The 11,783-nt window shown below is 64.9% G+C and carries 9 protein-coding genes; 4 read left to right on the top strand and 5 right to left on the bottom strand.

Annotated elements, in window-relative coordinates:
• The first annotated feature begins 91 nt into the window (after positions 1-91).
• The 3 genes from ACQRCJ_RS11025 to ACQRCJ_RS11015 all read left to right on the top strand — a co-directional run bounded on the left by ACQRCJ_RS11025 (position 92) and on the right by ACQRCJ_RS11015 (position 3,597).
• A complete protein-coding gene (locus ACQRCJ_RS11025; protein ID WP_168936164.1) occupies positions 92-616 on the top strand; it encodes a hypothetical protein in 525 nt (174 codons plus the stop codon).
• 170 nt (positions 617-786) lie between these two features.
• Positions 787-2,016 carry a dicarboxylate/amino acid:cation symporter gene (locus ACQRCJ_RS11020; RefSeq protein ID WP_204625533.1) on the top strand — a complete coding sequence of 410 codons (1,230 nt, stop codon included), beginning with the start codon at positions 787-789 and terminating at the stop codon, positions 2,014-2,016.
• Positions 2,017-2,310: 294 nt separating this feature from the next.
• Positions 2,311-3,597: a serine dehydratase subunit alpha family protein gene (locus tag ACQRCJ_RS11015; RefSeq protein ID WP_427799810.1), complete on the top strand. Its 1,287-nt coding sequence runs from the start codon at positions 2,311-2,313 to the stop codon at positions 3,595-3,597.
• A gap of 618 nt (positions 3,598-4,215) precedes the next feature.
• Here the strand turns inward: ACQRCJ_RS11015 and gatA are convergent.
• From gatA to dnaK, 5 genes are all read right to left on the bottom strand, one after another.
• Positions 4,216-5,676, bottom strand: coding sequence for an Asp-tRNA(Asn)/Glu-tRNA(Gln) amidotransferase subunit GatA (gatA, locus tag ACQRCJ_RS11010; protein ID WP_427799809.1), 1,461 nt, complete (start codon positions 5,674-5,676; stop codon positions 4,216-4,218).
• A 12-nt stretch (positions 5,677-5,688) separates the two neighbouring features.
• Positions 5,689-5,985, bottom strand: a complete 297-nt coding sequence (gene gatC, locus ACQRCJ_RS11005) for an Asp-tRNA(Asn)/Glu-tRNA(Gln) amidotransferase subunit GatC (protein ID WP_006007921.1) — start codon at positions 5,983-5,985, stop codon at positions 5,689-5,691.
• A 23-nt stretch (positions 5,986-6,008) separates the two neighbouring features.
• On the bottom strand, positions 6,009-7,415 hold the full coding sequence (locus tag ACQRCJ_RS11000; protein ID WP_427799808.1) for a hypothetical protein: 1,407 nt from the start codon (positions 7,413-7,415) through the stop codon (positions 6,009-6,011).
• A 544-nt stretch (positions 7,416-7,959) separates the two neighbouring features.
• A complete protein-coding gene (locus tag ACQRCJ_RS10995; protein WP_303930715.1) occupies positions 7,960-8,253 on the bottom strand; it encodes a hypothetical protein in 294 nt (97 codons plus the stop codon).
• 117 nt (positions 8,254-8,370) lie between these two features.
• Positions 8,371-10,287, bottom strand: coding sequence for a molecular chaperone DnaK (gene dnaK, locus ACQRCJ_RS10990; protein ID WP_168936166.1), 1,917 nt, complete (start codon positions 10,285-10,287; stop codon positions 8,371-8,373).
• A 427-nt stretch (positions 10,288-10,714) separates the two neighbouring features.
• On the opposite strand from dnaK, the gene ACQRCJ_RS10985 reads away from it, so the two are divergent.
• Positions 10,715-11,551, top strand: coding sequence for a split-Soret cytochrome c (locus ACQRCJ_RS10985; protein WP_168936165.1), 837 nt, complete (start codon positions 10,715-10,717; stop codon positions 11,549-11,551).
• Positions 11,552-11,783: the final 232 nt, after the last annotated feature.

Below are 11,783 nucleotides of genomic sequence, written 5' to 3'. Positions count from 1 at the left end.
GCCTTGCTCCGTTCCGTCGGGAATGCTATGCGGGAAATGTGGGGCAAATCTGCCCGCAACGGGCAGTCCCCGACTCGCAAGGAGTTTTGCCATGAGCGCAAAGAACTTTCGTCTGTTGCTGCCGGCCCTGGCCCTGGCCTGTATGGCTACGTTCGCTTTTGCGGATGAAGGACAGGCCGCGCAGCATGTCGCTGACGGGATGCCCGTGGTCGCGGATCATGTGGATCACATGGGCGTATTGCCCGGGACCCTGGTGGCCCGCAACGACAACGGCCGCCATGAAGGCTGGTACAAGGACAAGCCCCGTCCCAAGGGACACTACAAAAAGGGGCCCCCTCCCGGACCTCGCCCCGGGTACCATCGCCCCGGCGACCGTCCTGGCCCCCGTCCCGGCTATCACCGTCCCGGTGACCGCCCCGGTCCTCGTCCGGGTTACCACCGTCCCGGTCCTCGCCCCGACGGCCCGCGCCCGGGCTATCATCGCCCCGGTGACCGTCCCGGCCCGCGCCCCGGCATCCATGACGGTCGCGGCCCGCGCCATGATGGTCCCCGCCCCGGCCCGCGTCCCGGCGGCCCGCGGCCCGATCATCGGCCTGACGGTCCCCGTCCCCGCTAGGGCACTGTCTTTTTCCGGTTAAGGAATCCAAAGGAGGTCTGCTTTGCAGGCCTCCTTTTTTGTCGGGGAAAGCAGGCCATGCGGCACGGCACATTGCAAAAGCCTCTGGCCTGCGCTACGGTAGCCACGGTGTCTATGGTTTGCGTATCTTAACCCCCCGGAGGTGCAGGATGGCTGCTAAGGTCGGCGATTTTTCCCTTATTCTCAAACTGTTGGGCGGCATCATCATTGGCGCCCTGCTTGGTCTGTACATCGGCGAGAACGCCGAAGGCTCCCTGAAGCACGTCATGGACGTGGTGGTCTCCCTGCGCCATATCTTCGGCCAGATCATCTTCTTCCTGGTGCCCCTGGTCATCGTGGGCTTCATCACCCCCGCCATCGTGCGTCTGGGCCAGAACGCCAGCAAGATCCTGCTGGTGGCCGTGGCCCTGGCCTACGTCTCCTCGCTGGGCGCGGCCCTGTTCTCCATGATCTCCGGCTACTGCATCATCCCCAACCTCTCCATCGCCACCAGCACCGAGACCCTGCGCTCCCTGCCCGAGATGGTCTTCCGTCTGGACATCCCGCCGCTGTTCAGCGTCATGAGCGCCCTGGTGCTGGCCTTGACCATGGGCGTGGCCATCGTCTGGACCAAGTCCGAGACCCTGGGCAAGATCTTCTGCGAGATGGAACGCATCATGACCGCCCTGGTCAACCGCATCATGATCCCCATCCTGCCTTTCTTCGTGGGCCTGTCCTTCCTGGGCCTGGCTTATGAGGGCTCCCTCAGCCGCCACCTGCCCGTGTTCATCATGATGGTGCTCATCGTCATCGTGGGCCACTTCATCTGGCTGGCCGTGCTCTACGGCATCGGCGGCGCCCTGTCCGGCCGCAATCCCTCGCAGGTCTTCCGCCATTACGCGCCTGCCTATCTGACCGCCGTGGGCACCATGTCCAGCGCCGCCACCCTGCCCGTGGCCCTGGAATGCGCCCGCAAGTCCTCCGTCCTCAGCCGCACCATGGTGGAATTCATGGTGCCCCTGGGCGCCACCGTGCATCTGTGCGGTTCCGTGCTGACCGAGACCTTCTTTGTCATGACCATCAGCCTGATGCTGTACGGTTCCCTGCCTTCCGTGGGCACCATGCTGCTCTTCTGCGTGCTGCTGGGCATCTTTGCCGTGGGTGCCCCCGGCGTGCCCGGTGGTACCGTGGTGGCCTCGCTGGGCATCGTGACCGGCGTGCTGGGCTTCGACCCCAATGGTGTGGCCCTGCTCATCGCCATCTTTGCCCTGCAGGACAGCTTCGGTACGGCCTGCAACGTGACCGGCGACGGCGCCCTGACCCTGATGCTGGAAGGCCTGTTCAACCGCAATGGCGAGCTTGGACCGTTGCAGGACGTGGCCCCGGCGGAAAAGGTCTAGCCGTTTCAGTTTCGATCGTTTGACGGGGAGGGGCCCGGCGGCAGGTACGCTCCGGCCCCTGTCTCCGGGCCTTTCCCGTCTTGTTGAGCCCTCTCCGGCAGTCCTTTCCCCTTCGTGGCTGCCCGTGCGTCCCCTGTCTTGCCGGGATCCCTGAACGGGTGTCCGCCGAAAGTGGCGCCCCGCTGTCCGCGTCGTGGCGTTGCCGAAAAGGGCATCCGCCCGCTATCCCCGGGAGCCTGTCTCCCGTTCCTTGCTCCAACCTTCTACATCGTGGGCCTCAGGCCCGGAGAATGCATGAGTCTGTCTCTTGCCGACAGGCAGGCCATCCTGGCCCTGCTGCATCAGGAAGTGGTGCCCGCCCTGGGCTGCACCGAACCCATCGCCGTGGCGCTGACCGCGGCCCGTGCCGCCGAGGCGCTGGGCCGGAAGCCGGAACGCCTGGACGTGGCCGTCAGCGCCAATCTGCTCAAGAACGGCATGGGCGTCATGGTCCCCGGCACGGGCGAGATGGGCCTGGCCATCGCCGCCGCTGCCGGTGCCCTGGGCGGGAAGAGCGCCCTTGGCCTGGAGTGCCTGGCCTCGCTCGATCCCGCGCAGGCCGAAGCCGCCCGGGCCATGGTGGCCGCCGACGCCGTGGAACTGCACCTGCCGGACAACGACCTGCTGCTGTACTGCCTGGTCACGGCCCATGCCGACGGGCACAGCGCCGCCGTCGAGCTGCGTGACAGCCATGACAACATCACCCGTGTCTGGCAGGACGGCGCCCTGGTGGAAGACCATATGCCTGCGGAAGCCAACGAGGCTGCGCCCGCCGACTGGCCCCTGACCCTGGCCCGGGTCTACGAATTCGCCACTACCGCGCCGCTGGAAGAGATCAGCTTCATCCTTGAAGCCGCGCGCATGAACCGTCAGGTGGCCGAGGAAGGCCTTTCCAGCCAGTACGGTCTGGGCGTGGGCAAATCCATGGATGCCCGGGTGCGCAAGCACATCCTTTCCGATGACCTGCCCACCTTCGCCATCCGTCTGACCGCCGCAGCGGCCGACGCCCGCATGGCCGGGGTCATGATGCCCGTCATGAGCAATTCGGGCAGCGGCAATCAGGGCATCACCTGCACCATGCCCGTGGTGGCCTGCGCTATCCGGCAGGAAAGCAGCAACGAGGATCTGGCCCGCGCCCTGATGATGAGCCACCTCACCTCCATCCACATCAAGCACCATCTGGGTCGCCTGTCCGCCCATTGCGGCGCCATGGTGGCCGCCACGGCCGCCGGTTGCGGTATCGCCCTGTTGCTGGACGGCGATCTGGCGGTCATGGAACGCACCATCCGCAACATGGTGGGCAACGTGGCGGGCATGATCTGCGACGGCGCCAAGAGCAGCTGCGCCCTCAAGGTGGCCACCGCCGTGGGCGCGGGTATCCAGGCCGTCATGCTGGCCCTGGACGGCTCCGTGGTGCCCGGCAACGAAGGCATCACCGATGACGATATCGAAGTCTGCATCGCCAACCTGGGCCGTCTGGGCTCCACGGGCATGAAGGAGGCCGACAAGGTCATCCTGGATATCATGCTCAAAAAGTCCTAGACAGGATGGTTGAAGAAAACGTTTGCTGAGGGGAGAGGGAGACCCTTTTGGAAAAGGGTCCTCCCTCTCCCCTCATGCTCCCCTCTCCCTTCCCAAAACTTTTGCTCTGGTCCCCGGCAGGTGGCGTAACGCCACAGGCGGAAAAAAAAGATGGTCAGTCCCCCGGAGAGGATGGAGGACGGCACGATTGGTCTTGCTCAGGCATAAAAAGCGCCCGGTCACAACGACCGGGCGCTTTTGCATTGACAGGGTGGGGGACCGGGCAGGCCGTGTTTCTTCCACGGCGTGCCATGCTATCCATTTTAGGCAGTTGAGGGCTGGCACTCCAGGGGACAGGAGGACGCGGGGCGGCCTTGGTCCTGCAAAAAGGATATCTAAACGAGAAGAGCCCGGTCAGTTTGTGACCGGGCTCTTCTCGTCTGGCGGCCCCGCATCCGAAGACGGGGACCTGCATGCAGATCGGAAGAAAAGGTTTGGGAAGGGAGGGGGAAAGGCCGACCAGGGGCGGCCCGTTACGACGAAGGAAGTTACGGGCATCGAGACTGGCTGGAGGGAGGACCTTTTCCCCGAAAAGGTGTCCCTCCCCCTCAGCTTTCCCTTTGAGTCTGACGTTACGACCTACAGCTGTGCCAGACCGATGCCGGGCAGGGCGGCTTCGAGACCGGCGCCCAGGCGGAAGAGGCCGGCTTCGTCAAAGGCCTTGCCGATGAGCTGCATGCCCACGGGCATCCTGCTTTCGGCGGCCATGCCCACGGGCAGGGACAGGCCGGGCAGACCGGCCAGGTTCAGGGACAGGGTGTAGGCGTCCATGAGGTACATCTGCAGCGGATCGGCGCTGTGGCAGCCCATTTCCCAGGCCGTGACGGGGGAGACGGGGGCCAGCAGGGCGTCGCACTGTTCGAGGGCGGCCAGGTATTCGTCGCGGATGAGGCGGCGGACCTGGGCGGCCTTGCGGAAGTAGGCGTCGTAGTAACCGGAGGAGAGCACATAGGTGCCCAGCAGGATGCGGCGCTTGACTTCCTGGCCGAAGCCTTCGCTGCGCGAGCGCACATAGAGCTCGGCCAGCTGCTTGACGTCGGCGGCACGATGGCCGTAGCGCACGCCGTCGAAGCGGGCCAGGTTGGAGCTCGCTTCGGCCATGGCGATGATGTAGTAGGTGGCGATGGCCGCGTTGGTATGCGGCAGGCTCACTTCCACGATCTCGGCACCTTCGGCGCGGGCCGTTTCGATGGCTTTTTCGCACACGGCGCGCACTTCGGGGGCCAGACCTTCGGCATAGAATTCCTTGGGCAGGCCCAGGCGGGCGCCCTTGAGGGAAGGCGCGGCGGCAGCGGCGTCATAGTCGTCCACGGGGCGGGGATCGCAGGTGGCGTCGCGCTGGTCATGACCGGCGATGACGCCCAGCACGCGGGCGCAGTCGGCCACGCTGCGGCCCAGGGGACCGATCTGGTCCAGGGAGGAGCCGTAGGCGATGAGGCCGTAACGGGACACGCGGCCGTAGGTGGGCTTGATGCCGGTGCAGCCGCACAGGCTGGCGGGCTGGCGGATGGAGCCGCCGGTATCGGAGCCCAGGGAGGCGAAGCACTGGCAGGCGGCCACGGATGCGGCGGAACCGCCGCTGGAGCCGCCGGGCACGCACTGGAGATCCCAGGGGTTGTGCGTGGTCTTGTAGGCGGAATTCTCCGTGGTGGAGCCCATGGCGAACTCGTCGAGGTTGTTCTTGCCCAGGATCACGGCACCGGCCTCACGCAGGCGCTGCACGGCAAAGGCGTCGTACACGGGCATGTAGCCTTCAAGGATACGGGAACCGGCGGTGGTGGGCATGCCCTGGGTGGACAGGGCGTCTTTGACGGTGACGGGCACGCCCCAGAGGGGCTGGGAGGCGTCGGGGCCCTGGGCGTCCAGCCGGCGGGCACGGGCCAGAGCGCCCTCGGCATCCACATGGAGCAGGGCGCCCACGCGTTCTTCAGTGGCGGCGATGCGGTCGAGGCAGGCGCGGGTGGCTTCTTCGGCACCGATCTCTTTCTTTTGCAGGGCATCGGCCAGCGCGGTCAGGTTCAGCGAGCAGATCTCGTTCATGATGCGTCTCCTTTAGACGATGCGCGGCACGATGAAATAGTCTTCATCATGTTCGGGAGCGTTGCCCAGCACGTCCTCACGGCGACGCTTGCGCTCGGGCTGGTCGTCGCGCATGGGGGTGGCATGGCTCACGGGGCTGTAGAGGGGTTCCACGGCGCTGGTGTCCACCTGGGCCAGCACATCCATATAGGCGAGGATGTCGCCGAACTGGCGGGCAAAGAGGGCCTTTTCCTCGTCACTGACGGCAAGGCGGGACAGTTGGGCCATGTGGGCCACGACGTCCTGGCTGATATTCTTGTTTTCGGACATGGGATCTACCTTGAGGGGCACCGTTATCGGGCGGTACGGGTTGTGCCGGTGGTGGCCGGCGAAAGGCGCAGTTTGTACGACGGCTGGGGCGTGGTGGACAGGGGCGCCACACCGGGCGTCGGGGACGTGGCCGCGGGCGTGTTGAGCACGGCAGGGCCGGCCGACATGCCGGGCAGGCCCGGGATGAGGGAGTTGCCCTGCTCGTCCACGGTGGGCAGCCCCTGCATGCGCAGGGCGGCACGCTGCAGGATGGCTTCACGCATGTTGCGGAAGCGGGTCAGATCCAGCGGCTCCATACCGTTGGCGCCGGGCTGGAACAGATGCAGTTTCTGGTGGGTGATGCCTTTTTCGTCCCAGGAAAGGGGAGCCATGGCCCACTGGATCTTCATGTTGGCAGCCTGGGCATTGACCGTGGCGGCCGGGGGGCGGCTGTCGAAGGCCATGCGCACGGCAAAGCGCACGAAGTCATAGCCCAGGGCCACCCAAAAATCGGTGCCGGGGGCCCGCAGGGCGGCGGGGGCCTGCGTGGCGTCCCAGGCGGCGGGGAAGACGGCCAGGGCATAGCGGTCGGGCTCGGCCACGGTCTTGCCGTCCAGGCCCTGCTCCCACAGGGTGGTGCCCAGCAGCACGAGGCGGTCCTCGCCGTTGTACATCAGGCTGGTGGTCAGCAGGTTCATGTTCTTCCAGGAGTCGGGCAGGAAGAGCGCCTCGAACTGCGTCTGGGGGATGGGCGCGGTGATGTTCTCCTGGGTGGTCGGATTGATGAGCGTGGCGGCCTGGCCGCTCCAGGTGCTGGACTGACCGGGCGTGTAGCTGGCCGAATGCAGGGTGATGCCCATGCCGGTGAGCTTCTGGTCCAGCAGGCCGGTCATGCGGGGACCGTAGTTGTCCGTGGGATAGAAGGCGCCAAAGGTGCGCAGGCCCAGGTCTTCGGTGACGAAGCTCACCAGACGGTCGATCTGGTCCTGGGGGCTGGGGAAGAAGCGCCAGGCCCGCACGCCTTCGTCACCGGGCAGCAGGCTGGGCATGAAGGCGAAGAAGACGCGCTTTTCCAGCATGCCGGACGTCTGGAGCTGCTTGAAGACGGGGGCCTGCAGGGGGCCGCCCACCATGACGCAGTTGGGGGGCAGGGCGGCAAGCTGGGCGTTCCAGTCGGGCTTGCTGGTATCCACCATATGCAGCTGGGCCAGCAGACCGCCGGCCTGGAGTTCACGCAGGGCGATCTCGGCGCCGTTGCGGATCTTGGCGCTTACGCCGGCATAGGGGCCGCTGCTGGGCAGGGCCAGGGCGATGTGAGGCCCCGTGGGCGTGGCGGGCTTGGGAGCCGGAGCCTTGCTGGGAGCGGAGGAAGAGAACTGGCAGGCGCTGAGCGCCAGAGCCAAGAGCAGCAGGATCGGGAGAAAAACGCGGGACGAGCAGCTGTTTTTCATGGCAGTACAGGGCTGAAAGGATGCGTCGTTTCCGGACGCGGGACGGGCCGGGACCGGATGGCCGGTGATGGCATGCCTCAGGCAGGCGGCATGACGGACATGCTGCCGGGCACGGGACGGGCAGGAGCGGCGTTCCCGGGCAAGTCTGGAATCATAGCCCGCTCTGCGGCGTGGCGCAAGGGGCGGGAGAGAGGCAGGCGGGGAGGGGGAAGGGACAAAAAAACGCGACGCGCCCAAGGATTGGATTGGAGCGGAGCGCGTCGCGGCTGTGCCTGTGGGAGGCACAAATATGGAGGTCTTCCGGCGTGCCGGAAGGGGGGCCCATCTGCAAATCCAGAAAGTTATGCAGCAAAAAAAAAATTTTGTAAAGATGCGTCATGGCAGGAAATATCCTTGTCCCGACAAAGCGTTTCCCGGCAGTGGCCGGCGGTGTGCGCAGGGCCTGTTGCAGGCCGTATGCGGGGCTGCGGCCATCCCCGTTCCATGCCCTGTGCGGGGCCGGAGACGAAAAATGCGGAAGCTCCGGGAGCTTCCGCAAAGGGGATCAGCGGCGCGGGGGATGGTCCCGCCTGTCGTCGCGGCGGTCATGGACCGGGACGGGCTTGTTGTCCCCGTGGCGGGGGTCCGGGCGGGGAGACACATGGGGCGGCGGCGCAGGCTTGCTGGGCTGGGCCCTGTGCGGCGGTGGCGGCGGTTGCCGGTGATGGCGCGGCGGTGGCGGGTCGTCATACCAGGGGTCATTGTCATGCACACAGCCTGTCCCCAGGACGAAGAGCCCGGAGAGCAGGATCAGGGCCAGGACATGCAGGAGCCTGACAAAAGCGGGATGCGTACGCATAGGCACTCCTTGGTTCCCTCCAGGATAGCACCCCCGGCCAAGGAACAAAAGAGGCCGCGGGCATAAAAAAAGGGACGGCCCCGAAGGGCCGTCCCTGAGATGCATAGGGTATGGGGATTATTTCTTCACTTCGGTGAAGTCGGCGTCCACCACGTCGTCGTTGTTGTTGCCCTGGGCGGCACCGGCGCCGGGGTTGGCGCCCGCACCGGGCTGCTGGGCGCCGCCGTTGGGGGCCTGCTGCTGGTAGAGCTGTTCGGCCAGCTTGTGGGAAGCCTTGGCCAGCTCTTCGGTGGCAGCCTTGATGGCGGCGGCGTCATCGCCTTCCATGGTCTTGCGCAGGGCGGCGATCTTGCCTTCCACGTCGCTCTTCACAGCGGCGTCCACCTTGTCGCCCAGATCGTTCAGGGACTTTTCGGTGCCGTAGATCAGGCTGTCGGCGTGGTTGCGGGCCTCGATGGTCTCCTGCTTCTTCTTGTCTTCGCTGGCGTGGGCTTCAGCTTCACGCACCAGGCGCTGGATGTCTTCTTCGGACAGACCGGAAGAGGACTGGATCTTGATGGACTGTTCCTTGCCGGTGCCCATATCCTTGGCGGACACGTTGACGATACCGTTGGCGTCGATATCGAAGGTCACTTCGATCTGCGGCACGCCACGGGGTGCCGGCGGGATGCCGGTCAGGTCGAAGCGGGCCATGGTCATGTTGTCGGCCGCCATGGGACGTTCGCCCTGCAGCACGTGGATGGACACGGAGGGCTGGTTGTCAGCGGCCGTGGTGAACACGTTGCTCTTGCGGGTGGGGATGGTGGTGTTGCGGTCGATCAGCTTGGTGAACACGCCGCCCATGGTCTCGATACCCAGGGACAGGGGCGTCACGTCCAGCAGCAGCACGTCCTTCACGTCACCGGCCAGGATGCCGCCCTGGATGGCGGCGCCCATGGCCACCACTTCGTCGGGGTTCACGGAACGGTTGGGATCCTTGCCGAAGAACTCGCCCACCTTCTTCTGCACCAGGGGCATACGGGTCATGCCGCCCACCAGGATGACTTCGTCGATCTGGTTGGGGGAAAGACCGGCGTCGGCCAGAGCCTTCTGGCAGGGAGCGATGGTGCGGTCCACCAGGTCGCTGACCAGGGCTTCCAGTTTGGCGCGGGAGAGCTTGACCACCAGGTGCTTGGGACCGGTCTGGTCGGCGGTGATGAAGGGCAGGTTCACTTCCGCTTCCATGGAGGTGGACAGGTCCTTCTTGGTCTTTTCAGCGGCTTCTTTCAGGCGCTGCAGGGCCATGCTGTCCTTGGACAGGTCGATGCCGTTTTCCTTCTTGAATTCTTCCACCAGGTAGTTGATGACGCGCTGGTCGAAGTCTTCGCCGCCCAGGAAGGTGTCACCGTTGGTGGCGAGCACTTCCACCACGTTGTCGCCCACTTCCAGGATGGAGATATCGAAGGTGCCGCCGCCCAGGTCGAACACGGCGATCTTTTCGTTGGCCTTCTTGTCGAAACCGTAGGCCAGGGAGGCGGCCGTGGGTTCGTTGATGATACGCTTCACTTCCAGACCGGCGATGCGGCCGGCGTCCTTGGTGGCCTGACGCTGGGCGTCGTTGAAGTAGGCGGGCACGGTGATGACGGCTTCGGTCACGGGTTCGCCCAGGTAAGCTTCGGCGTCGGCCTTCAGCTTGGCCAGGATCATGGCCGAAACTTCAGGAGCGGTGTAGGTGCGGCCGTCCACTTCCACACCGGCGTCGCTGTTGGCGGCGGAGGTGATGGTGTAGGGGGAATGCTCCTTCCAGCGGTCCACTTCAGGAGAAGCGTACTTGCGGCCCATCAGACGCTTGATGGCGAAGATGGTGCGCTTGGGGTTGGTCACGGCCTGACGTTTGGCGATCTCGCCCACCAGGCGTTCCTTATCGGTGAAAGCCACCACGGAGGGAGTGGTGCGGCCGCCCTCAGGATTGGTGATGCACTTGGGGTCCTTGCCTTCCATGACGTAGACACAGGAGTTGGTGGTCCCAAGGTCGATGCCGATGATTTTGGACATATGTGGATCCTCCTCGGAGAAATAAAAACTGTATCGGTGAACGCCTTGGCGGCGTCTCTTTCGCTTGCGTCCTCTAAGTAAGTCTTTCTGCGTGCTCGTCCAGTGGCAAATGAAAATTTTTTTCTGTGGGCCCGGCATACGGGCAGGGAGGAAAGGGGAAGCGCGGAGGATGGACAATCATGAAAGGACAGACGCCCGGCACTGGCGGCAGGCCCTGTCCCTAGGCCGGGAGGGGCGGGCGGGAGCGCCTCATGACGGCATGACCGGCAGGGGAGCGGGGCCGTTTGCCGAGGGGCGGGACACGACCGGAGCGGAGGAAAAGTACCCCTGTTCCATGCGATACGGCCTTGCTTTCCTCGCTGGAAAAATGTAGTGAAAAAAGTAACGACTAACATGAAGGGCGCAACGCGCCGAAGAAGGAGGATATATGGACAACAGCAGACGCAATTGCCTGTGTGGCCTCGGTGGTCTGGCCGTGGGCGGGGCCGTGGCGGCCCTGGTGGGTACCGGCGGCAGCATCGCCCAGGCGGCGGCTCCGGCCAAGCGCTTCGAGCAGGTCAACGGCGAATTCGGCTGGAAGCCCCACAAGCTGGATCCCAAGGAATGCGCCAAGGTGGCCTATGAAGGTTACTGGTACAAGGGCTACGCCTGTGGTTACGGTGCCTTCTACAGCATCATCGGTCTGCTGGGCGAAAAATACGGCGCCCCGTACAACCAGTTCCCCTTCAGCATGCTGGAAGCCAACAAGGGCGGCATCTCCGACTGGGGCACCATCTGCGGCGCCCTGTACGGTGCTGCTGCGGCCTATGCCCTGTTCTGGGGCCGCAAGGAACGCACCCCCATGGTCAACGAGCTGTACCGCTGGTACGAAGTGACCAAACTGCCCATCTACAACCCCGGCGACCTGGCCCAGGGCGTCAAGGGCGACCTGCCCAACAACGCTTCCGGCTCCGTGCTCTGCCACATCTCCGTGTCCAAATGGTGTGCCGCCAACAAGATCGAAGCCACCAGCAAGGCCCGCAGCGAACGTTGCGGCCGTCTGACCGCCGACGTGGCCTACAAGGCCGTGGAGATCTTCAACGCCAAGATCGAACAGGGCAAGAACTACAAGGGCACCTTCGCCGTACAGCCCGCCGTGAGCGGCTGTGGCGAATGCCATCAGACCAAGGGCAACGATGCCAACTGGGCCAAGGGCGTCATGGACTGCACCCCCTGCCACAACGGCGCGGAACCCCTGCTGAACAAGTTTGAAAACCATCCCTAGGTCCGGGACCCCGCTGCCGGGCATACCTGCCTGAAAGCATAAGATAAAAAGAAGGGCGCGGCTCCAAGGAGCTGCGCCCTTTTCGTTTGGCTGGTTCCTGTCGGCCGTATGGCCGGACGCCCTGCCCGCCGGTCGACGGTGTGACGCCGGCGGCCTGCGGGCTTTCTCTTCGTTCTAGATAGTGTCGTCAAATTCAAAAATATGTTATAATCTCTTCACTTACAATGAGGAA

Source organism: Desulfovibrio sp. SGI.102, from assembly GCF_050314315.1.
Taxonomy (GTDB): Bacteria; Desulfobacterota; Desulfovibrionia; order Desulfovibrionales; family Desulfovibrionaceae; genus Desulfovibrio.
Note: the sequence above shows the minus strand (reverse complement) of the source record. Positions and strands in the feature narration are given on the sequence as shown.

Bases quoted from the DNA above. Each gene is read 5' to 3' on its own strand.
- ACQRCJ_RS10995 (WP_303930715.1), bottom strand. From the start codon at position 8,253: ATGCGTACGCATCCCGCTTTTGTCAGGCTCCTGCATGTCCTGGCCCTG.
- gatA (WP_427799809.1), bottom strand. From the start codon at position 5,676: ATGAACGAGATCTGCTCGCTGAACCTGACCGCGCTGGCCGATGCCCTG.
- dnaK (WP_168936166.1), bottom strand. From the start codon at position 10,287: ATGTCCAAAATCATCGGCATCGACCTTGGGACCACCAACTCCTGTGTC.
- ACQRCJ_RS10985 (WP_168936165.1), top strand. From the start codon at position 10,715: ATGGACAACAGCAGACGCAATTGCCTGTGTGGCCTCGGTGGTCTGGCC.
- gatC (WP_006007921.1), bottom strand. From the start codon at position 5,985: ATGTCCGAAAACAAGAATATCAGCCAGGACGTCGTGGCCCACATGGCC.
- ACQRCJ_RS11025 (WP_168936164.1), top strand. From the start codon at position 92: ATGAGCGCAAAGAACTTTCGTCTGTTGCTGCCGGCCCTGGCCCTGGCC.
- ACQRCJ_RS11020 (WP_204625533.1), top strand. From the start codon at position 787: ATGGCTGCTAAGGTCGGCGATTTTTCCCTTATTCTCAAACTGTTGGGC.
- ACQRCJ_RS11000 (WP_427799808.1), bottom strand. From the start codon at position 7,415: ATGAAAAACAGCTGCTCGTCCCGCGTTTTTCTCCCGATCCTGCTGCTC.
- ACQRCJ_RS11015 (WP_427799810.1), top strand. From the start codon at position 2,311: ATGAGTCTGTCTCTTGCCGACAGGCAGGCCATCCTGGCCCTGCTGCAT.